The sequence below is a fragment of the Streptomyces sp. HNM0575 genome (genome assembly GCF_012726265.1).
In the GTDB taxonomy this organism is placed as follows: domain Bacteria; phylum Actinomycetota; class Actinomycetes; order Streptomycetales; family Streptomycetaceae; genus Streptomyces.
The window spans coordinates 156,957-178,724 of the sequence record NZ_JAASAG010000005.1 but is presented as its reverse complement, the minus strand read 5'-3'; the positions used below and the strand labels follow the sequence as shown (position 1 = coordinate 178,724).

General features: G+C 71.0%; 17 protein-coding genes. 7 read left to right on the top strand and 10 right to left on the bottom strand.

The genetic code is table 11. The features are described 5' to 3' along the window. The first annotated feature begins 184 nt into the window (after nucleotides 1-184). Nucleotides 185-949 carry an alpha/beta hydrolase gene (locus HCC61_RS14410; RefSeq protein WP_169135835.1) on the top strand — a complete coding sequence of 255 codons (765 nt, stop codon included), beginning with the start codon at nucleotides 185-187 and terminating at the stop codon, nucleotides 947-949. 173 nt (nucleotides 950-1,122) lie between these two features. Here the strand turns inward: HCC61_RS14410 and HCC61_RS14405 are convergent, their stop codons facing one another. Both HCC61_RS14405 and HCC61_RS14400 read right to left on the bottom strand, forming a co-directional pair. After that, nucleotides 1,123-1,587 carry a hypothetical protein gene (locus HCC61_RS14405; RefSeq protein ID WP_169135834.1) on the bottom strand — a complete coding sequence of 155 codons (465 nt, stop codon included), beginning with the start codon at nucleotides 1,585-1,587 and terminating at the stop codon, nucleotides 1,123-1,125. Nucleotides 1,588-1,753: 166 nt separating this feature from the next. Beyond that, a complete protein-coding gene (locus tag HCC61_RS14400) occupies nucleotides 1,754-3,739 on the bottom strand; it encodes a LamG domain-containing protein (protein WP_169135833.1) in 1,986 nt (661 codons plus the stop codon). A 514-nt stretch (nucleotides 3,740-4,253) separates the two neighbouring features. Between HCC61_RS14400 and HCC61_RS14395 the strand changes: the two genes are divergently transcribed. Then, complete coding sequence (locus HCC61_RS14395) at nucleotides 4,254-5,138, top strand: alpha/beta hydrolase (RefSeq protein ID WP_169136040.1); 885 nt, start codon at nucleotides 4,254-4,256, stop codon at nucleotides 5,136-5,138. A gap of 163 nt (nucleotides 5,139-5,301) precedes the next feature. Then, the gene (locus HCC61_RS14390) at nucleotides 5,302-6,273 is read left to right on the top strand and encodes an aldo/keto reductase (RefSeq protein ID WP_169135832.1); all 972 of its coding nucleotides are present in this window, start codon (nucleotides 5,302-5,304) and stop codon (nucleotides 6,271-6,273) included. 93 nt (nucleotides 6,274-6,366) lie between these two features. Here the strand turns inward: HCC61_RS14390 and HCC61_RS14385 are convergent, their stop codons facing one another. Next, a complete protein-coding gene (locus HCC61_RS14385; RefSeq protein WP_240969005.1) occupies nucleotides 6,367-6,717 on the bottom strand; it encodes a helix-turn-helix domain-containing protein in 351 nt (116 codons plus the stop codon). Between the two features lie 166 nt (nucleotides 6,718-6,883). On the opposite strand from HCC61_RS14385, the gene HCC61_RS14380 reads away from it, so the two are divergent. Next, a complete protein-coding gene (locus HCC61_RS14380) occupies nucleotides 6,884-7,738 on the top strand; it encodes an NAD(P)H-binding protein (RefSeq protein ID WP_169135830.1) in 855 nt (284 codons plus the stop codon). Between the two features lie 131 nt (nucleotides 7,739-7,869). Here HCC61_RS14380 and HCC61_RS14375 read toward each other — a convergent pair whose 3' ends face one another. From HCC61_RS14375 to HCC61_RS14355, 5 genes are all read right to left on the bottom strand, one after another. Beyond that, the gene (locus HCC61_RS14375; RefSeq protein WP_240968983.1) at nucleotides 7,870-9,069 is read right to left on the bottom strand and encodes an ABC transporter permease; all 1,200 of its coding nucleotides are present in this window, start codon (nucleotides 9,067-9,069) and stop codon (nucleotides 7,870-7,872) included. Next, nucleotides 9,066-10,031, bottom strand: coding sequence for an ABC transporter permease (locus tag HCC61_RS14370; RefSeq protein ID WP_169135829.1), 966 nt, complete (start codon nucleotides 10,029-10,031; stop codon nucleotides 9,066-9,068). Before HCC61_RS14370 ends, HCC61_RS14375 begins: the two co-directional genes overlap by 4 nt. Continuing rightward, nucleotides 10,024-11,769, bottom strand: a complete 1,746-nt coding sequence (locus HCC61_RS14365) for a sugar ABC transporter ATP-binding protein (protein ID WP_169135828.1) — start codon at nucleotides 11,767-11,769, stop codon at nucleotides 10,024-10,026. The genes HCC61_RS14370 and HCC61_RS14365 overlap by 8 nt, the downstream gene beginning before the upstream one ends. Further along, on the bottom strand, nucleotides 11,769-12,848 hold the full coding sequence (locus HCC61_RS14360; protein ID WP_169135827.1) for an ABC transporter substrate-binding protein: 1,080 nt from the start codon (nucleotides 12,846-12,848) through the stop codon (nucleotides 11,769-11,771). The genes HCC61_RS14365 and HCC61_RS14360 overlap by 1 nt, the downstream gene beginning before the upstream one ends. A gap of 202 nt (nucleotides 12,849-13,050) precedes the next feature. After that, a complete protein-coding gene (locus HCC61_RS14355) occupies nucleotides 13,051-14,166 on the bottom strand; it encodes a LacI family DNA-binding transcriptional regulator (protein ID WP_169135826.1) in 1,116 nt (371 codons plus the stop codon). A 172-nt stretch (nucleotides 14,167-14,338) separates the two neighbouring features. Here HCC61_RS14355 and HCC61_RS14350 point away from each other — a divergent pair, with 172 nt between their 5' ends. From HCC61_RS14350 to HCC61_RS14340, 3 genes are all read left to right on the top strand, one after another. Beyond that, nucleotides 14,339-16,984, top strand: coding sequence for a PA14 domain-containing protein (locus HCC61_RS14350; RefSeq protein ID WP_346777195.1), 2,646 nt, complete (start codon nucleotides 14,339-14,341; stop codon nucleotides 16,982-16,984). A gap of 281 nt (nucleotides 16,985-17,265) precedes the next feature. Then, nucleotides 17,266-19,635: a GH92 family glycosyl hydrolase gene (locus HCC61_RS14345; protein WP_169135824.1), complete on the top strand. Its 2,370-nt coding sequence runs from the start codon at nucleotides 17,266-17,268 to the stop codon at nucleotides 19,633-19,635. 312 nt (nucleotides 19,636-19,947) lie between these two features. Then, nucleotides 19,948-20,625 (top strand): peptidoglycan-binding protein, encoded by a 678-nt coding sequence (locus tag HCC61_RS14340; protein ID WP_169135823.1) that lies wholly within the window; start codon nucleotides 19,948-19,950, stop codon nucleotides 20,623-20,625. A gap of 138 nt (nucleotides 20,626-20,763) precedes the next feature. Here HCC61_RS14340 and HCC61_RS14335 read toward each other — a convergent pair whose 3' ends face one another. Together HCC61_RS14335 and HCC61_RS30205 are read right to left on the bottom strand one after the other, a co-directional pair. Continuing rightward, nucleotides 20,764-21,369: a hypothetical protein gene (locus tag HCC61_RS14335; RefSeq protein WP_169135822.1), complete on the bottom strand. Its 606-nt coding sequence runs from the start codon at nucleotides 21,367-21,369 to the stop codon at nucleotides 20,764-20,766. Nucleotides 21,370-21,549: 180 nt separating this feature from the next. Next, entirely contained in the window at nucleotides 21,550-21,675 is a 126-nt protein-coding gene (locus tag HCC61_RS30205; RefSeq protein WP_206322493.1) for an ANTAR domain-containing protein, read from the bottom strand. Between the last annotated feature and the right edge of the window lie 93 nt (nucleotides 21,676-21,768).

Below are 21,768 nucleotides of genomic sequence, written 5' to 3'. Positions count from 1 at the left end.
AAAAGCATTGGACGGCACGCTGCCCGGGCCCGTAGCTTTCAGGCGACCGTGACACGGCCCCGGGAGGTGAGACCCATGAACGCAGCATCGACGTGGGTGCTCCCCCCTTCCGTCACGGCCGGCGATTCGAAGTAGGTGTCGCCGGGAGCGCCTCCACCACAGGCACTCCCGAAAGGCCACACCTATGCACTCTTTCCAGTTCACCGCCGAGTCGTCGTCGGACGGCGTGCGCGAGCGCGACTTCAGCCTGGGCGACGTCCCCGGAGTCCTCTGGTCGCCTGCCGCCGGCAGCGATCCGGCGCCCCTGGTCCTGATGGGCCACGGCGGCGGCACCCACAAGAAGCACGCGGCGATGACGGGCCGTGCCCGTCTCCTCGTGACCGGCTGCGGCTTCCACGCCGCCGTAATCGACGCGCCCGGTCATGGCGACCGGCCGCGCAGCGCACACGACGAGCAGGAGATCGCCGAGCTGCGCAAGGTCCAGGCGGCGGGCGCCCCGGAAGGCCCGGTCGTCGTCCCCTTCAACGCTCGCCTCGCGGGGCTCGCCCTGCCCGAATACCGGGCGGTCCTCGACGCCCTTCAGGAACTCCCGGAGATCGGTGCCGACGGGCCGGTGGGCTATGTCGGCATCGGCCTGGGCACCGCGATCGGGGTGCCGCTGGTGGCGGCCGAGCCCAGGATCACGGCCGCGGTCTTCGGCATGATGTGGCCGGATGCCCTGGCCGAGGCGGCGAAGCAGATCACCGTACCGATCGAGTTCGCCATGCAGTGGGACAGCGAGCGCATCCCGCGCGAGAGCTGTCTCGCGTTGTTCGACGCCTTCGCCTCGACGGAGAAGACGCTGCACGCCAACGCCGGCAAGCACTTCGCAATGCCGCTGTTCGAGGCCGACAGCGCGACCCGGTTCTTCGCCCGGCACCTGGGCCGGGCGGTGGCCTCAGCGGCCTGAAGGTGAGCGGCGGCGGCGTCCGGTCTGCCAACGGGGCCGACGGGCGCCGCCGCTGCGGCCCGACCGGGGCCCAGGGGCCCACGGGTCCGTGGGCCCCTGGGTCCGGCTCCGCGCAGACACCGGCCGTCGTCCGGCCCCCGGCAGACCGCGCTGATCGCGACTCCGGACCCGCCCTACGGCGCCGGCCAGAGCGCGAGGTGCTCGGGCGGCCAGCCCGTCGGCTGACCGTGCTCGTACCTGCCGGTGCCCCGGGGATCGAGGTCCGGCGCACGGGCACGCAGCCATCGCGCGACGCTCTCCGGCTCGGCGACGGACACGGAGAGCAGGCGGTACGGCGAATCGGGGCCCGCCTCCAGGCACACCACGGGCCCGCCCGGCCGGAAGGCGACGAAGTCCGTCTGCCGGGGAAGGCGGCGGATGCCGACGTACAGCCCTCCCGGTATCCACACACCCCGTCGTGCCACCCCGCGCAGGGCCCGCCACCAGTCGTGCTCGATCACCACGCGCCGTACTGCGGCCAGCGGCACGCGTACGTCGCCGTGCCGGGCCGCCGCCTTCTGCCACCACGGCAGCCGTACGACCAGGTCGTCGCCCTCGGCGAGCAGCCGTGGGAGTCCGAGTCCATGACCGTTCTTCATGGGTGGCGGGTTTCCGCGGGCCCCGGCCTCACTCGTGCCATGTGGAAGCGCCGGGGGCGGCCCTTGCACCGTCCCGCCGGAGCGGAGACGGCCGGGGCGGCCCGTGGCCACGACCCTGCTCGGTCACGACCCCGTGCTCATGACCCCCGGGCTCACGACCCCGTGCTCACGACCTCCGGGCCAGGGCCGCCGCCTCCGACGAGGAGAGCGCCCTCCCGAAGGCCCGTACGTCGTCGACGGTGCCGTCCAGGCCCTCGAAGAACCTGTTGAGCGACAGCCCGCGGCCGACGACGAAGTTCCCCTCCGTCTCGAAGTCGTCCTCGCGGCCTGCCGGTTCACCGAGGTGGCCGCCGACGTACAGGCGGATCTGGTCGTCGGCGTCGTCGTAGACGCCCGTGAGCTGTGTCCACTGGCCGGGTTTGGGCCGGACCGCGAAGACGGACTCCTCCGAGTCCGAGTCCGCGACGTCCGAGTCCTCCTCCGGCATCCGCATCTCCCACCGGGTCTCCTCCGCGTCGTACCGGAGCATGAACCCGCTGGAGTCGTCCCCGTCCTGGCTGAGCACCGTCTGCGAGACGTCCGTACGGTCCAGCCTGACCCGTGCCGATACGGAGAAGCTGCCGCTCGTGTCGACCAGGGCGCCGTCCGACGCCACGAACTGCTCGCCGTCGAACTCCAGCCCTCCCCCGCTGGGCGTCGGGCGGGAAGCGCCGAAGAGCGTGCCGTCCTGGTTGTTGCCCGAGCTGTCCGAGGTCACGCCGTCGCCGTCGACCTTGCCGAAGAGCCACTCGACGGCGGCGCCGGTGACGGACGGCCGCGAGGGCGGAGGCGTGGCAGGCCTCGAAGGGGCGGGCCTCGGCGGCCTGCTCCGGGTGGCGCCGGCGGAGGCCGTCGGGGTCGGCTTCTTCGTACGGGACGGCTTGGCGGTCGGCGACTTCGAAGACGTCGGGGCGTCGGCGGGAGGCGGCGACGCCTGCTCCTTGCTCTGCGGCTCCCCGTCCTTGCCGAAGTCCCCTGAGAAGGCGAAAGCGGCGGCCACGGCACAGACGCCGGCGACCGCCGCTCCCCTTACGACCAGGTCGGCGCGGCGTCTGCCCTTCGCACCGGCGGCACCGGCGGCCGCACCGGCGTGCCGGCCCCGGCCGGCGGCACCGGCGGCCGCGTGACCCGCCGTCGCGTGACCCGCGGTCGCGTGCGGTCCCGGGAAGGGAGCGGCGAAGGGCTCGGCGTACGGAGCCGCGAGCGGTCCCGACGCCGGGGCGAAGTTCGCCGGAAGCGGAGGAGCGGCGGGCGGACCGACGGCCGGTGCCGGGCCGGGCGCGCCCTCCGCCGGCATGAAGCCGTGCCGCGTGACGTCCTCGTCCGTGTCACGCGACGCTGCGTACTCCAGCCCGCCCCACGGCAGCAGGGCCTGTGCCAGCAGGTTGCCGCAGTCGTGGCGTACGCGCGCGAGGTCGGCGACCGCCTGCGAGCAGCGGGGGCACCGGTCCAGATGCGGCGCCAGCTGCGCGGCGATGTCGAGCGCTCCCGCGTCGGAATAGGCCAGCACCAGCACGTGGAAGCGACGGCAGTCGTGCTGCATCCCGTCCCGGAGGATCCGTGCGTAGGAGTTGAACAGCTCCTCCTGCGCGCGGCCGTGCAGCATGGGCACCTCGCCGGGGTGCGCGCCGGCCAGCCTGCCCGTCGGTGCGCTGTCGTCGCGCTCGACCGCCCGGTGCCACAGGACGGTCTGGCTGTGGTGCGGAAGTCCCGCGAAGGCGAGGGCCACCAGCGAGGGGCGGCGGAATCCCGCCGTCGCGGTGTTCCCCAGCATAACGGGGCCGTTCGTCTCGATCCAGGCGGTCAAGTCCCGGTTCAGCGCCGTGCGTTGAGGGCCTCGCGTCCAACCGGACGCGGTACGCAGCACCGAGGAGAGGAGACAGGGGCGCACGGCGCCGTCGGCGCTGCCGTCCACCTGCTCGCGCAACGCCTCCTGCCACGCCTGGTAGGCCAGTTCCCCCGCGGCGTGCGGGTGTTCGCCGCAAGTGCCCGCGAAGGTCCGCACGGCGTGGAAGTGCCGCTGCTCCAGCTCGCTCAGCGCGTGGAAGGAAGCCTCTCCTCCTTCCCGTATGAGACGGAGAAGCACGGCGTCCGAGAGGTGTCTGCAATCCATCCGTTCCCCCGATCAACTCCCGGCGGTTCACGGCTTGGCCGCCGCGAGTCGCAGGGTCGCTGGGTCACGGCGGAACGTTCACGCGCGGGCTCGACACCGGGTCCTGTGCCGAAGTTCATGGGCGGTCGGGCCCAAGTCCAGCGCACTCGTGCTTCGAACGCCATAGTCGGCGCGGACGTCGCGCGAAAGGTCACAAACGGCGAGTGAGTTGGTGCCGAGTGGTGCCGGTTCGTCCCACCGAAGGATCGGCCGCCTCCCGTACCGGCCGGGAGCGGCCGGGGCGGCCGGGCACCGCCGCGGCACCCCCGGCCGCCCGCGAATCCGCGGGTTCCGGCGAACCCGGCGAGGCACCCGAACGCTTCTCCGCGCGCGCACCCCCAGTGAGGGCACGGATACTCTCCGAGGTGCCGCCGCCGCGGACCAAAGAGCCGCCCTTCGCAATCGCACCTTCGCACCCGACCCCGTCAGGCCGTCAGAGGCATTCGCATCGAACGAAGGGGCCAAGAAGATGAAGATGTCGCACGACGTGCACCACCGCACCGCCACCGTCGACGGGCTGGAGGTCTTCTACCGCGAGGCCGGCGACCCGAAGTCGCCCGCACTGGTACTGCTGCACGGATTCCCGACCAGTTCGCACATGTTCCGCAACCTGATCCCCGCCCTGTCCGACCGCTACCGCGTCATCGCGCCCGACTACATCGGCTTCGGACAGTCGGCGATGCCCGCGCCCGGCGAGTTCCCGTACACCTTCGAGGCCCTCACCGACACCGTCTCCGGACTGCTCGACCACGTGGGCGTCGGCCCGTTCGCGATGTACGTGCACGACTACGGCGCTCCCGTCGGATGGCGGCTCGCGCTGGAGGACCCGGAGCGCGTCACGGCGATCGTCACGCAGAACGGCAACGCCTACACCGAAGGCTTCGTCAGGTCCTTCTGGGACGGCCTGTTCGCGTACGCACAGGCGCCGGGACCGGAAACGGAAGGACCGGTGCGCGGTGTGCTGACCGCCCAGGTCACGCGCTGGCAGTACGTGAACGGCGTGCCCGACCCCACTCTCGTCAGCCCGGACAACTGGGTGCACGACCAGGCGCTGCTCGACCGCCCCGGCAACGACGAGATCCAGCTCAAGCTCTTCCGCGACTATCCCGCCAACGTGGACCTGTACCCGTCGGTGCAGCAGTACTTCCGCGACTCCCAGGTTCCGCTGCTGGCCGTGTGGGGCCGCAACGACGAGATCTTCGGCCCGGACGGCGCCCGCGCCTTCCGGCGCGATCTGCCCGACGCCGAGATCCACATGATCGAATCCGGGCACTTCGCCCTGGAGAGTCACCTGGAGGAGATCGCTCACCGGATGCGCGACTTCCTCAGCCGCGGCTTCCTCGCGGGCGTCGCCGCCTGAGGCACGACGCAGGCAACGCCCACCCGGCTCCTCGCGGCCCGGTCCGGCCAGGCCCGTTCCAGGTACGGGCCTGGCCGGGCCCATCCCGTCCTCGTCGAGGATGACGGGCCGGTACGGTGGCGCCGCCGCGTGTCCGAGATCAGCTCAACCGGAGGAAGCGACCGTGCCGTTCGAACGTCTCCCCTCGACTCCGGCCGCCCGTATCGGTCTCGGGCTCGCCGCGCTGGGGCGTCCCGCCTACATCAACCTCGGCCGGGAGTCCGATCTGCCCGCCGAGCGCACCGTCGGGGCGATGGAGGCGCGTGCCCACGAGGTGCTCGACGCGGCGTACGCACACGGGGTGCGGTACTTCGACGTCGCGCGCTCCTACGGGAGTTCGGAGGAGTTTCTCGCGGAGTGGCTGCGAAGGCGCCCGGAGCGCCGCGACGTCGTGATCGGCAGCAAGTGGGGCTATACGTACACGGGCGGCTGGCACATCGACGCCGAGGTGCACGAGGTGAAGGAGCACAGCCGGTCCGCTTTCGAACGCCAACTGTCCGAGACCCGCGGCCTGCTGGGCGACCGGCTCGACCTGTACCAGGTCCACTCGGTGACGCCCGCGAGCCCGGTGCTCACCGACCGCCCGCTTCAGGAGGAGCTGGCCGCTCTCGCCGCCGAGGGTGTCGCCGTCGGGGTGACCACGTCGGGGCCCGAGCAGCCGGCCGCGATCCGCGCCGCGCTCTCCGTCGAGGTCGCGGGAGTTCCGCTCTTCTCCAGCGTCCAGTCCACGTACAACCTGCTGGAGCCCTCGGCGGGCCCCGCTCTGGCGGAGGCGCACGACGCGGGACGCACCGTCATCGTGAAGGAGGCGCTCGCCAACGGGCGCCTCGTGCACGAAGCCGCGGACTCGCCCCTCGGCCGCCTCGCGCGGGAGTCCGGCACCGCCCCGGACGTCCTGGCGCTGGCCGCCGTACTGCGTGAGCCCTGGGCGGACGTCGTACTGTCCGGCGCGGCCACGGTGGACCAACTCGACGCCAACGTCTCGGCGTCGGCGCCGGCCGCGCGCCTCGCCCCGGACGACGCCGGGCGCCTGTCGGCGATGGCGGAACCGGCGGCCGCGTACTGGCGGCACCGGTCCGGGCTGCCCTGGAGCTGAGCCTGAACCGGGCGGCGGCGAACGGGATCTGAACCGGAACCAGCGCACCCGGCCCGACCGGTCACGGAAGCCCGCGCCCGCCTGGCAGGACCTTCAGCGCCCCTTCCCGTTCCCCTTCGCCGTGTCGTACGCCTCCCGCGCCTCCTGCACCTTCTCCATGCGCTCCTCGGTCCACGCGGCCAGCGCCCGCACCTGCCCGGCGGCCTCACGGCCGAGTCCGGTGAGGGAGTAGTCGACGCGGGGCGGGATCACGGGCTTGGCGTCGCGGTGCACGAGCCCGTCGCGCTCAAGGGTCTGAAGGGTCTGCGTGAGCATCTTCTCGCTGACGCGCCCGATCGCCCGGCGAAGCTCGTTGAACCGGTGCGGACGGTCGAGCAGGAGGATCAGGACCAGGACGCCCCAGCGGCTGGTGACGTGCTCAAGGATCAGGCGGTACGGGCACATTCCCTCGTTGCCGACGACGTACTCGCCGGAGAGGGTGCCGTCCGCCGCGGTGCTGCTGCTTACGGCCATGCCGGTACCTTACTTCAAGGTGGGTACTGACGCCGGGGCAGGTACGAGCCATAAGGTGAGCGAACCTGATACGCCCCCCGCAGAGGAGAACTCAGAGATGCGCACTGTCGTCACCGGAGCCACCGGGAATCTCGGCCGCCACGTCGTCGACGGCCTGCTGGAGAAGGTTCCGGCCGACCAGATCGTCGCCGTCGTACGGAACCGCAAGAAGGCGGCGCCGCTCGCCGCGAAGGGCGTCGCGCTCCACATCGCCGACTACGGCAAGCCCCGCACCCTCAACGGCCTCTTCGCGGCCGGCGACAGGGTGCTGCTGATCTCGGGCAGCGAGGTCGACAAGGACCGCGTCGCCCAGCACACCGCCGTCATCGAGGCGGCGAAGGCCGCAGGCGCCGGGCTGCTCGCGTACACCAGCGCCCCCGGTGGCCTGACCGCCGCGCTCGCCGACGACCACCACGCCACGGAGAAGGTGGTCCTGGAGTCGGGACTGCCGTATGTCCTGCTGCGCAACAACTGGTACAGCGAGAACTACACCGAGCAGCTGGCCACGGTGCTGGAGCACGGTGCCGTCGTGGCCGCCGCGGGCGAGGGCCGCGTCGCCTCCGCCACGCGCGCCGACTACGCGGCGGCGGCCGTGGCCGTGCTGACCGGGGAGGGGTACGAGAACACGACGTTCGAGCTGAGCGGCGACACCGCCTGGGGCTTCGCCGAGTACGCCGCCGAGATCAGCAGGCAGAGCGGCCGCCAGATCGAGTACAGGCCGGTCACGCCCGAGGTCTATGCGGGCATCCTCACGGGCGCGGGGCTGCCCGAGGGCGTCGCAGCGATACTCGCCGACGTGGACGTGTCCATCGGCAAGGGCCAACTCGCCGACACCAGCGGCGAGTTGGCCCGCCTGATCGGCCGCCCGACCACGCCGGTCGCGGACTCCGTCGCGGCGGCGCTCAAGGGCTGAGTCCGGCGCTCAAGAGCTGAGCCGTACGCCCGGGCGGTCCGGGTCCGGGCACGGGTTCGGACCCGGGTGGTCCCGTTCCCGGACCCGCGCCCGGGCGCCGGGAACCGCGGACCCGCCCGGCGCCTTCGGCCTCATGCGGGGGCCGTAAGTCGCGCCTTGCGTCTGCGGCCCAGCCACGTCTGCACGACCACGACCACCACCAGGAACGCGCCGCTGACCACCTGCTGGTAGGCCGAGTCGAGCGAGCCGATCTGGTTGATGACGTTCTGAATGACCTTCAGCAGCAGCACGCCGACCAGCGAACCGCTCACGAAGCCGAGCCCTCCGGTCAGCAGCGTGCCGCCGATGACGACCGCGGAGATCGCCTCAAGTTCCATGCCCTGGCCGAGGATCGTCACGCCGGAGGCCAGCCATGCGGCGTTGAGCGCTCCGGCGAGTCCGGCCAGCAGCCCGGACAGGACGTACACCGAGACCTTCGTACGAGTCACCGACGTGCCCATGAGCGAGGCCGCGTCCTCGTTGCCGCCCACCGCGTAGACGTGCTGCCCGAAGCGGGTGCGGCGCAGCAGCACGCCGCCGAGCAGGAACAGCGCCAGCATGATCCACACCGGTACGCCGACGCCCAGCAGCTTGCCGCGTCCGAGGTCGGCCAGGAGCGAGTCCCTGGCGACGAGGAAGGTGTCGGCCCCCTCGTCGGTGATGTTGAGCATCAGCCCGCGGGCGCCCAGCATCGCGGCGAGCGTGACGATGAACGGCGCCAGCCGTGCCCGCGCGATCAGCAGGCCGTTGACGAGGCCGATCGCCCCGCACACGGTCAGCGCCAGCAGCAGCGCCACCAGCGGGCCGTGGCGCGAACCCCATGCCGCGAGCACGCCGCCCAGCGCGAAGACGGAGCCGACCGACAGGTCGATGCCGCCGGAGACGATCACGAACGTCATGCCCAGCGCGACGATCGCCAGGAACGCGGAGGAGACGGCGATGTTCCCCAGGTTGCCCGGGTCGGCGAAGGAGTCGAAGGACAGCGAGGCGGCCAGCACCGTCAGCAGCAACGCCACGAGTGCGCCGTGCTGTTGGGCGAAGGCGCTGAGGCGTTCGGCACGGGCGCCCGTACCGCCGCGGGAGGTGCGGGCGGTGCCGTCGGCGGTGCGGTCCGCCGGGCGTCCTTCCTTCGGCGGGGCCGCGGGCCCGCCGCCGTCGGGTGCGCCCCGGCCCTGCGAAGCGCTGTCCCCCGAACCGCTGTCGTGTGCACCGCTTCCCTCTGCACCGCTGCCCTGCGAACCGGCGTCGCCGTGCGAACCGGCCTCGTGGCGACGGGTGTTGGTGGCGCTCATCGCTTGCCCCTCTCGCGTGCCGCGTACACCGCGAGCACGATGACGACGGCCTGTGCCATCTGCGTCCAGGAGGCAGGCAGGTCGTGCTTGATGAGCGTGGCCGTCAGCAGCTGGATGAGCACGGCGCCGGCTACCGTGCCGCCGACGCGTACCCGGCCGCCGCTGAGCGGCGTGCCGCCCACCACGACGGCGGTGATGGCCGACAGCTCCATCAGGGTGCCCAGCGACGTGGGGTCGCTGGCCTGCAACCGTGCCGTCGCGAGGAAACCGGCGACGGCCGCCAGCGCCCCGGAGGCCGTGTAGACGCACAACAGCACGCGGCGCACGGGGAGTCCGGCCAGCCAGGCGGCGGGACGGCTGTCGCCGATCGCCAGTAGCTGCCTGCCGAACGTCGTACGCCGCACCGTGAACCCCACCAGCACCACCAGCGCCAGCGCGATCAGCACCGGATACGGAACCCCCAGCAGGTCGCCCGAACCCAGCGCACGCATCCCGGGGTCACGCACGTCCTCCAGCTGCGGCACCAGCACCAGCGCCAGGCCCCGGCCGCCGACCATCAGCGCCAGCGTCGCCACGATGGGCTGCACGCCGGCGAACGCGATCAGGGAGGCGTTGACCATGCCCACCGCCACGCCGCCGAGTACGGCCGCCAGCAGTGCGATCCACGGTCCGTAGCCCAGATACAGCGCCACCAGCGAGGTGGACAGGGCCATCACCGAACCGACCGACAGGTCGATGCCCTCCGAGCCGATGGCCAGCGCCATGCCCAGCGCCACGATCAGGATCGGTGCCACCTGCACGGCCTGCGTGCGGAAGTTCTCCATCGACAGGAAGTTGCCGGTGAAGGCGATGTTGAACAGCAGCAGCACCGCGACGCCCACGTAGACGCCGTACGCCTGGAGCCAGGCGTAGACGGCGGTACGGTCCGGCGCGGTGCGGCGGCCGAGCGCGATCTCAGCCATGCGGCGCCTCCTCTCGCGGGGAACGGGCGGAAGGCGGCCCGGAGTCGCCCTCCGCGGCACGCCGCTCGGCGTCATCCGCGGAACCCGGCCCGGAGTCGTCATCCGCGGCACCCGGCCCGGAGTCGTCCCCCGCGGCGCGCGGGGCATCCTCCGCGCGGGCTTCCATACGGTCCTCCGCCGGGAGGGCCTGCGGCAGGTCCTCCCGCGCCACCTCCCCGTCCGCCGCCGCCGCGACGGCCTCCATCAGCCGGTCCTCGGTGACGTCGTCCCCGGTCAGCTCGCCGACCACGGCGCCGTCCCGCAGCACCACGACCCGGTCGGAGCCCTCGATCAGCTCCTCCAGCTCCGAGGAGATCAGCAGCACGCCCAGGCCGTCCTCGGCCAACTCGTCGACGAGCCGCTGCACTTCGGCCTTCGCGCCCACGTCGATGCCGCGGGTGGGCTCATCCAGCAGCAGCACGCGCGGTTCGGCGGCCAGCCAGCGCGCCAGCAGGACCTTCTGCTGGTTGCCGCCGGAGAGTTCGCCCGCCTTCTGGTGCGGCGAGGACGCCTTGATGCGCAGCCGTTCCATGAACGTACGCACCAGGGAGTCGATCCGCGCCTCCGACACCAGTCCGCCACGGGACAGCCGGGGCAGCACCGCCAGCGCGATGTTCTCCCGTACGGACAGGCCCGGCACGATGCCCTCGCTCTTGCGGTCCTCGGGCAGCAGGGAGATCCCCGCGCGGATGGCCGCGCCCGGAGATCCCGTGCGCACCGGGGCGCCGGCCACCGTGACCCGGCCCGCGCCCGGCGTCAGCGCACCCGCGACGGCCTTGGCCGTCTCCGTACGGCCCGAGCCCAGCAGCCCGCCCAGGCCCACCACTTCGCCCGGCCGCACTGTGAAGGACACGTCGTGCAACTGGTGCGGGACGCTGAGCCCTTCGGCCCGCAGCACGGGCTCGGCCGAGGCCGCCTCGTGGTCGCCGCCGAACTTCGTGGTGCCCTCGGCGCGCACCTCCCCGATCTCACGTCCGAGCATCAGCGAGACCAGCCGCAGCCGCTCCAGCCCCGCCAGGGGGCCGCTGTGCACGCCGCGCCCGTCGCGCAGCACGGTTACCGCGTCGCACACGGCGTACAGCTCGTCGAGCCGGTGACTGACGTAGACCACGGCGACGCCCGCGTCCCGCAGCCGCCGGATGACGCCGAAGAGGGTCTCGACCTCGCGCGGCTCCAGCGAGGAGGTCGGCTCGTCCATGACGACGACCCGCGCGTCGACGGAGACCGCGCGGGCCAGGGCGACCATCTGCTGGGCGCCGACGCCGAGTTCGCCCAGCGGGCGGCGCACGTCGGCGCGCACGCCGTAGTCGCGCAGTATCCGCTCGCTCTCCCGGTGCATGCGGGCGAAGTCGATCAGCCCGAAGCGGCCGCGCGGCTCGCGCCCGAGGAAGAGGTTGCGGGCCACGCTCATCAGCGGGACGAGGTTGACCTCCTGGTAGATGGTGGAGATGCCCGCCTGCTGGGCGGCGAGCGGAGTGGCGAACGAGGCGGGCTCGCCGCGGAGCCGCACCTCGCCCTCGTCCGGCGCGTACACACCGGTGAGCACCTTGATCAGCGTGGACTTGCCGGCGCCGTTCTCGCCGACCAGCGCGTGCACCTCCCCCGCCCGTACGCCGAAGTCGACGCCGTCCAGGGCGAGTACGCCGGGGAAGCGCTTGGTCAGCCCGCGCGTGGAGAGCACGTACTCCGCCTCGGCCATCAGTACGCCTTGCTCAGGTCCTGCTCGGCGTTGGCCGGTGTGTAGGCGCTGTCCTTGATGACGATGGTCTGGCCGACCTTCTTGCCGGCGGTGAAGTCGTCGAGGGTGGAGAAGGCGAGCGGGCCGAACCGCGGGTTGGACTCGATGACCCCGTGGATCCACTTGTCGACGACGCCCTGCACCGCGTTGCGGGTGCCGTCCACGGTCACGATCTTGACCTGGCCGGCCTTCTTGCCCGCGCTCTTGAGGGCGTTGACCGCTCCGAGGCCCATCTCGTCGTTCTCGGCGTAGATCCCGTCGATGTCCGGCTTGGACTGGATGAGCTGCTCGGTGACCTGCTGGCCCTTCTCCCGGGCGAACTCGCCGGTCTGCTTGAAGACGACCTTCAGGCCCGGCGCCTTCTTCTCGATGCGGTCGCGGAAGCCCTTGGTGCGCTCGGTGGTGACGTTGTTGCCGGGCGCTCCGAGCAGGATGGCGATCTTGCCCTTGCCGCCGGTGGCCTTGATCATCTGGTCGGCGGCGCGCCGGCCCTGCTCCACGAAGTCGGAGCCGATGAAGCTGACGTAGTCCTTGCAGGCCTTCGCGTTGATCTTCCGGTCGACGGTGACGATCGGGACCTTCTTGGCCGCCGCCTGCTTGAGCACCGGCTCCCAGCCGTCGGAGTTGAGCGGCGCGATGACCAGCAGGTCGGCACCCTTGGAGATGAGGTCTTGGACATCGCTGATCTGCTTGGAGAACTGCGACTGCGCGTTGGCCGTCAGCAGCTCGACCCCCCGCTTCTTCGCCTCCGCCTTGATCGAGGCGGTCTCGGCTATCCGGAAGGGGTTGGCCTCCTTCTCGGACTGCGAGAAGCCGACGGTGGCCTTCGAGAGATCCAGCTTCTTGCCGCCGTATTGGCCGGCGGTGCAGGTCGCGGCGCCCTTCGCGGGCTGGGCGGCGATCTGGCCGCCGCCCTCGCCGCCCGAGCCCTGCTTCGCCTTGTCGGCGTCGTCCTCGGACTTGGCGCAGCCGGAGGCGAGAGCGAGAGCGGTGAGGAGGGCCGTTGTGGTGGCGGTGAGACGTCTTGCGTACGGCTTCATGGGGACTCCCACGGTGTTCGTGCATACGACGTGACGCTCAGTTTTTATATCGTTGGAAGATCGCTGTAAACAGTGCGCGCCCGAACTGCACGTCGAACGGTCCCCCGCCCGCCGCCGGTTGGCCGCGGGCACGGGCAACGCGGCGGAGCCGTACGTACGTTGAAGTGCCCCCGACGGCGTCCGTTCGCCCCACGCGACGGTGTCAGCGCCGCACGCCGCCCCGTCCGAGCGTGCTCTCCCGCTCCATCAGGGCGAATCCGGGCTGGAGTTGACGGGGCGAGCTGCCGCCGCGGGATGGGCCGCCGCCGTCCCGGTCGCGGCCCGATGCGCCGTCGCCAGCCCGGTCGTCGCCGTCGCCGCCACCGCCGCCCCCTTCCTTGCGCTCCGTCAGGCTGCCCACGACCGACTCCACCGCCAGCCTGGCTATCGCCTGCTTGTCCGGCGCCACGGTCGTCAGCGTCACCGCGCCGTACCGTCCCTCCGTCAGATCGTCGAAGCCGACCACGGCGACGTCCTCCGGCACCCGCAGCCCCCGCTCGGACATCACCCGCATCGCGCCGATCGCGATCAGGTCGTTGTAGGCGAAGACCGCGTCGGGCCGCCGCCCCGCGTCCAGCAGTGCGGCCATCGCCGCAGCGCCGTCGGCGCGTTCCCAGCCCTCCACGGGCGCGATCAGCGCCTCGTCGGCCGTCACGCCCTGCGCGGCCAACTCCGCTTGCCAGCCCAGGAGTCGCAGGTGGGACGGCTGGCTGGGCCGGTCCCCGCGGGCGCCGAGGAAGGCGATGCGGCGCCTGCCCAGGTCCAGCAGGTGGCGTACGGCTGCGCGCGACGCGGCGATGTTGTCGATGGCGATGTGGTCGTACGGCAGGTCGTAGCGCCGCTCGCCGATCAGCACCAGCGGCGCGTTGTCCGTACGGGCCGTCAGGTCCTCGGCCTCCAGCTCCAGCGGATTGAGGATCAGCCCGTCGATGACGCGGGCCTGGAAGCCCTGGGTGACGAGGAGTTCGCGCTCGCGGCGGCCCTGGGTGTGGTCCAGCAGCACCGTGTAGTCGTGTGCGGCGGCGGCGTCGATCACGGCGCCCGCCAGCTCGGCGAAGTACGGATTGCCCAGCTCGGGCACGGCCAGCGCGATGATCCCCGTACGGCCCTTGCGCAGGTGGCGGGCGGTCAGGTTCGGCCGGTAGCCGAGGTCGTCGATGGCACGCTGCACCTTCTCCCGCATGGCCGGGGTGACGTGCTGATAGTTGTTCACCACGTTCGAAACGGTCTTGACGGACACCCCGGCGTGCTCCGCGACGTCCTTGAGACTCACCCTCACCCTGCGCTCCTCATCCTCCGGGGCCGTCGTGCTTCCACCGCGGTCACGCACCTGGACAGGGGACAGCGGCCGTGCTCTCATGCCAACGACCCTTGTTTCCAACGTTATACAAGACGGATCGGATCAAGGGCAGTGCCGCAATCATCTCCTGCACACCTCATCCGGAGGTCCCGTGAGACGCGCACACTCCTGGCCCGCGGCCGCTGTCGCCGCCTTCGCCTTCCTCGTACTCCTGGCGGCCTCGCTGGGACCCGCATCGCCCGCCTCCGCCGCGCCGCCCGACCCGGAGCCTCCTCAACTGCACGGGCTCAAGGGCGAGTACTGGACCCAGTCGGCCCCCGACGCCCACGACTTCGGCACCCTCAAGACCACGGCCTTCGACCCCTCACTCGACTTCGCCGACCTGGAGCCGCGCCTGAAGGAGCGCTCCGGGCAGGCCGACAACGCCAGCGTCCGCTGGACCGGGACGCTCACACCCACCAGGACCGGCGCGCACACCTTCCACATCTCCGGCGACAACGGCTTCCGCATGTGGGTCGACGGCAAGCCGGTCATCGACCACTGGGTCGCCGACTGGGACAACGAGCAGACCTCCGAGCCCGTACAGCTGACGGAGGGCACCCAACACACCGTCAAGATCGAGTACTTCGAGGACGACGGCGGATCGAACCTGCACGTGCGCTGGACACCGCCCGGCGGCGAGAAGAGCGAGATCCCGCAGTCCGCGTACACGCCGCCGGACGACTTCCGTTACGACGGACCGGCGGAGGTGCGCGTCGGCACCTCGGGCCGCACCCTGGAGATGGCCTTCACTCAGCGCCTCGCGGAGCCGCCCGCCGACTTCCCGGAACACCTGGACGCCGTGATCGGCGGCGCCGAATGGCCGCTGGGCGAGGCCCGGTTGAAGCCCGGCGACCCCTACAGGCTGGTGGTCGGCCTCACCGAGCCGGTGGTCGGCCAAGGCGGCACGGCAGACGTGCGCTACGACGGCGAGGGCGGCCTCGCCGGCGCCGGCGGCGACGAGGTCGGCGGCTTCTGGACCTCGGGCGGGAACGACTCGACGTACCAGCTCACGACCCAGTGGACCGACGACGTCGGACCGGACAACGCGCTGCCCGAATACCCGCGCCCCCAGCTCAAGCGCGACGAGTGGCGCAACCTCAACGGCACCTGGCAGTTCGCCGGCGCCGAGAAGGGCGAGGCGCCGCCGGTCGGCAAGCGTCATCGCCTGGACGAGAAGATCCTCGTGCCGTACCCGGTCGAATCGCGGCTCTCCGGAGTCGAGCGGCACGAGGAACGCATGTGGTACAAGCGGTCGTTCACCGTCCCGGACGACTGGCACGTCGGCTCCGGCAAGCGCCTGCACCTCAACTTCGACGCCGTCGACTGGCAGGCCGAGGTCTACGTCAACGGCAAGCAGGTCGGCGGCCACAAGGGCGGCTACGACCGCTTCACCGTGGACGTCACCGACGCCCTGCGCCCCGGAAAGGACCAGGAGCTGGTCGTCGGCGTCTACGACCCGACGGACTCCCCCGACGGCGAGAACCCGCCCGTCGGCAAGCAGCGCCTGGACCCCGAGGGCATCTGGTACACCCCGTCGTCCGGCATCTGGCGGACGGTGTGGATGGAGCCCGTGGCGGCAGAGCACACCACCGACGTCCGTACGACGCCCGACGTGAGCGGGGAGAAGGTGACCGTCACGGCGCGCGGGGTGCCCGACGGTGTGCCCGTCACGGCGGTCGCCTACGACGGCCGGGGCGGCGGCGAGGCGCGAGAGGTCGGACGGGCCACCGGGACCGGCGACCGGCCGTTCGCCGTTCCCGTGCCGGACCCGAAGCTGTGGTCGCCGGACGACCCGCACCTCTACACCCTCAAGGTGACCGTCGGAGAGGGCAGTTCGGCCGACAGCGTCGAGAGCTACTTCGGGATGCGCGAGATCTCCGTGAAGACCGTCGACGGCCGGCGGCACATGATGCTCAACGGCAAGCCCGTCTTCTCCATGGCCACGCTCGACCAGGGCTTCTGGCCCGACGGACTGCACACCGCGCCGACCGACGAGGCGCTCGCCTACGACCTGGAGGCGCACAAGAAGCTGGGCTTCAACTCGGTGCGCAAGCACATCAAGGTCGAGCCGGACCGCTGGTACTACCACGCCGACAGGCTGGGCCTGATGGTGTGGCAGGACATGCCGTCGATGCGCTCGGACCGTACGCCGGACGGCGCGGCGCGCGAGCAGTTCGAGCACGAGATGAAGCAGATGATCACCCAGCACGACAGCCACCCGTCGGTGATCATGTGGGTCACCTTCAACGAGGGCTGGGGACAGTACGACCAGGCCCGTATCGCCGACTACGCCAAGGAGCTCGACCCCACGCGCCTGGTGAACAACATGAGCGGCCACAACTGCTGCGGCGCCGTCGACGGCGGCAACGGCGACATCTCCGACGCGCACGGCTACCCGAGCGCGCAGCTGCCGGACGCCGACGGCGAACGGGCACTGGTCAGCGGCGAGTACGGCGGCCTCGGACTGGCCGTACCGGGACACGCGTGGCCCGTGCGCCACACCTACGTCGGCGTGGAGAAGGAGAAGTTCACCGACGAGTACCTCGCCAAGCTCAAGGAGATCGAGCAGTTCGCCGCCTGCGACGGCAGCAGCGGCGCCGTCTACACCCAGATCACCGACCTGGAAGGGGAGTTGAACGGCCTGCTGACCTACGACCGCAAGGTCTCCAAGGCCGACGCGGGACGGCTGGCCGCGGCGCACCGCGCGCTTCTGAAGGGCGTCGCGGACGGCACCCTCACCTGCGAACGGCGGTAAGGGGAACCGTCAGCACCGTCGGCACCGTCAACTCGCCCCGCACGGGCCCCGGTTCGGCACCGAGCCGAACCGGGGCCCGTCTCGGCCGAGCGGAGCCGCGACCGGTCCCGCGGTACTCCCCCGGCGCAGTCGCTCCTCTTGACGTGAACGCGAATCGATCGAAGAATGCCGCAAGTTGACAACGTTGTCTCTGTTCGTGCGCGTTCCCGTCCGCCAGCCGGCGCCCCACGGAGCGGTCCTCCCCCGCGCACCGGGCGCCCGACCACCGGAGGCCCCCCAGCATGAGATGGACCAGGCGCCTGCACCTTCGTACCGCCGTGGCGCTGACCGCCGCCACGCTGCTGGCCGGCACCCTCACCGGCGCCGCCCCGCAACCGGACGCCCGGCAGGACGGCAGCCCGTCCGGCGCCCGGCAGGACGGCCGGCTCACCGACCTCGTCAACCCGCTGATCGGCACGGAGAACGAGGGCAACACCTATCCGGGGGCGGCCGTGCCGTTCGGCATGGTGCAGCTCTCGCCCGACACCGGCCACAACACCGGCTACGACCACTCCCAGAACCACATACGCGGCTTCTCGTCCGTCCACCTCTCCGGCGTCGGCTGCGGAATCGGCGGCGACCTGCCGGTGCTGCCGACCACGGGCGACGTCACCGAGACCGACGACGCCAAATACCAGGCGCACTTCAGCCACGACGACGAGAAGGCGAGCCCCGGCTACTACCGGGCCGGTCTCGACGGCGGCATCCGCGCCGAGTTGAGCGCGACCGAGCGCACGGGCGTCCAGCGCTACACCTTCCCCGCCACCGGGAAGGCCAACGTCCTGCTCAACGCGGGCCAGTCGCTCCACAAGACGGTCTCCACGAAGGTGGAGATACTCGACAGCAGGACGGTGCGCACCTCGATCACGGGCAGCGGCTTCTGCCAGGACACCCGCCCGTACACCGTCCACACCGTCACCCGCTTCGACCGGCCCTTCGCCACCTCCGGCACGTGGAAGGGCGACGAGGTCAGCGAGGGCTCGAAGGAATCGTCCGCCGGCAGCGGCCGCAACGGAGCGTGGGTGCGCTTCGACACCCGCAAGGACCGCACCGTCGAGGCCACCACCGCGCTGTCCTACGTCGACGCGGGAGGCGCCGCCCGCAACCTGCGCGCGGAGGGCGGCCGTTCGTTCCGGCAGGTCGCGCGGGCGGCGCGGTCGGCCTGGGAGAGCCGCCTGGACGACGTGCGGGTGCGGGGCGGCGACACCACCCTGCGGCGCACCTTCTACTCGTCGCTGTACCGGTCGTTCCTCGCCCCCAACATCGGCAGCGACGTCGACGGGCGCTACACCGGCTGGGACCAGAGGACACACCGTGCCAAGGACTTCACGTACTTCCAGAACTTCTCGCTCTGGGACACCTATCGCACGCAGAGCCAGCTGCTGTCGCTGCTCGCTCCGCGCGAGGCGCGGGACATGGCAGTCAGCGCGCTGCACATCGACGAGGACGGCGGCTGGCTGCCCAAGTGGGGCTACGGCACCGTCGAGACCAACATCATGACCGGCGACCCGGTCACCCCGTTCCTGACCAACGCCTATCAGCAGGGGCTGCTCAAGGGTTACGAGGAACGGGCGTACCGCGCGCTGAAGAAGAACGCCGACGGAGTGCCGCCCGCCGACTCGCCCGCCGCCGGCCGGGACGCCAACAAGCCCTATATCGACGGCGGTTACGCCCCGTATGAGAAGGGCCGCCCGCACAAGCCCGGCGACTCCGACTACGACCAGGGCGCCTCGGCCACCCTGGAGTACGCGCTGTCGGACGCCATGCTCGCCCAGATGGCCCGCGACCTGGGCCACGGCGCCGACGCGAAGCGCTACGCCGGACGCGCCCAGAACTACCGGAACATCTTCGACGGCTCGACCGGCTTCTTCCGCGCGCGTGACGCCGACGGCGACTTCACGGGACCGGCCGACCCGGCCAAGAGCGAAGGCTTCCACGAGGGCACGTCCTGGCAGTACCAGTGGCTGGTGCCGCAGGATCTGCCGGGCATGGTCGGGCTGATCGGCGGCGAGGACGCGGCCAACAAGCGTCTCGACTCCTTCTTCGCCTACGACGAACTGCTGAAGGACCCGGAGAAGACCGCGCGGGAGGTGTGGGTCAACGGCCCGTACGACTACTACAACGCGGACAAGTACAACCCGCAGAACGAGCCCGACCTCATCGCGCCCTACACGTATCTGTCGACGCGTCAGCCGTGGAAGACCACCGACGTGGTGCACGCGGCGCTGACGCTCTTCACCGACGCCCCGACGGGCATGACCGGAAACGACGACCTGGGCACCATGTCCGCCTGGAACGTGCTCTCTTCGATCGGCATCTTCCCGGTACAGCCCGGCACGGACACCTGGGGTCTGTCCACGCCCGTCTTCGACCGCGTCGACCTCGCCCTCGACCGTCGCTACTACCCGCGCGGCGGGCTGACCGTACGGGCACCGGGCACGTCGGACACGGACCGGTACATCCAGTCGGCCCGCACGGACGGCCGCCCCCTGGAGAAGACGTATCTCACGACCGACGCCCTCCGCCGCATCGGGGATCTGTCGTTCCGGGTCGGCGACTCGCCCTCGTCCTGGGGCACTTCGGAGGGTGCCGCACCGCCGGCGCTGAACTGACCTGACGGCCCCGGGCCCGACCTGGCGGCCCCTTCCGTGACACGGATCACACTCAGCCGTGTCATACGGAAGGGGCCGCCTGTGCGTGTGGCGCGTATGCACGCCGGACCGGCCACCCGGTGCAGCGCCGTCCGGCACACCACCGGGCACGCACCGGCGAGGGCCCCGCGACGGGGGCCGGATGCCGGAACGGGGATCGATCCACGAACGATCCATGACATATCGGCTCGACCAAGTACATATGTCACGAGTCTCGGATATCGGGTTCGATACACCTTGACTCTTTTACGTGTACACGTCAGGGTCGCCCGCATGCAGAGAAAACGAGCAGCAATCACAGCCGCCGCTCTCGTCGCGGCCGGCACCATGCTCGCCGTACCGGCAGTCGCCCAGGGCGCCCAGTCCGGCTCGTCGGCCGGTGCGTCGGCACAGGCCTCCGGCCACGGCCTGAAGTGGTTCCAGGCCAAGCACGGGCTCAGCGAGACGGGCAAGGTCAACAAGGCGACCGGGAAGGCGCTCCAGAAGGCCCCGGACAGCGAGATGCGGAAGGTGTTCCGCAGCGCCGCCGACCTCGGCCCGCAGGAACTCGCCAACGCCCGTACGGTCATCGGCGTCGGCAAGGGAGCGAACATCCCCGAACAGGGCATCGTCATCGCCCTCATGACGGCGATGCAGGAGTCGAAGTTCGTCAACTACACGACGCCCGTCGACCACGACTCCCTCGGCATCTTCCAGCAGCGGCCGAGCACGGGCTGGGGCACGCCGGAACAGATCACCGACGTTCCCACGTCCTCCAAGTCCTTCTACGGCGTCGCCCCGTTCGGCTCCAACCCGGGCCTGATCCAGATCCCCGACTGGCAGAACAAGCCGCCCGGCGACGTCTGCCAGGCCGTACAGGGCTCGGCCTTCCCCGACCGGTACGCACAGTGGGAGCAGTTCGCCCGCGACCTGCTCGCCCAGGAGAGCCCCAACTCCCCGCCGATCCCCTGACCTTCACACCCCACCCCCCACCCCGCCGACACCCCCATGAAGCAGGGCCGCACCTCTCCGCCCGGCCGACCACGGCCGCTCATCGGCCCGGAGAGGCGCGGCCCTGCGGTGGGTTGGAGGGGGCGAGCCGCCCGTTCCCTACTTCGTGAGCCGACTCGGCCGCCAGCCTGCGAGCAGCTCGTCCTCCGCTACGCGCACCACGCGCCGGATGGCTTCGACATTGGCGAGGTGCTTGTTCGTGAACTCCCTCTTGTTGCGCGTCCTGCGAATAAAGCTGCGAGTCGCCCCGTAAAGAGAAGCGGCCGCGAGGACGAACAACGGGATGGACACAGGAAGGGTGGCGCTGAAGAAGATTCCCCAGTAGGCGAGAAACAGACCGATCGCTGCAAGCCACGATGTGTTCCACGCTCCGCTGACAGCAGCGGCCTGCCACTTGCTCGCTTGCTCTTCGATCCGGTAGCACTCGTCGGCATCGAGAACATCTACGCCGGTCTCTTGCAGAACCTTCCTGGCCTCTTCCTGCGCCTTCGGATTCGCCCGCACCAGGTCTCGCCTGGGACCGCCGATGATGTCCGCCGCGGGCGGTGCGTCTGTACGGCGGACATTCCAGTAGTGGCGACTGCCGATCTTCTTTGTGCCCAGAACCTCGAAACCCCAGGAATCCGCAATCTGCCCGGCTCGTTCATGGTCGAACGAGGCATTGAAGAGTGCAGCCACCCGCATGTCTTCCGCTGGAACATGCACGGCCCTCCACATGCTCCCCCGCCAGTGATCATTCCGAGTACTCAGGAAATACAGAAAGCTTGACGCTACGCGGTCCAAACTCCCGTCGTCACTCATCCAAACCCCCCTTTGAGCCCATCCGTCAGTGGTCAACAGCCGTCACTACCTACGGCGTTCGCGGCGCCCGCCCCCGCCCCCCGCTCAGGTCGCCGGAAGCTTTCGGGTGCTCACGAAGTCGGAGGCCACGTCCCGTAGTTTGACATTGGTGTGCTGGGAGACCTTCACGAGCATCTCGAACGCCTCCCGTGAGCCGATGCCGTGGCGCATGCGCGGCGAAGACCGTGGCCGTCTCGATGGCGAGGGAGTCGAAGACATGCCGCCGCTTGCCGTGGATGTTGAGCGCGGCATGTATGCCGGGTT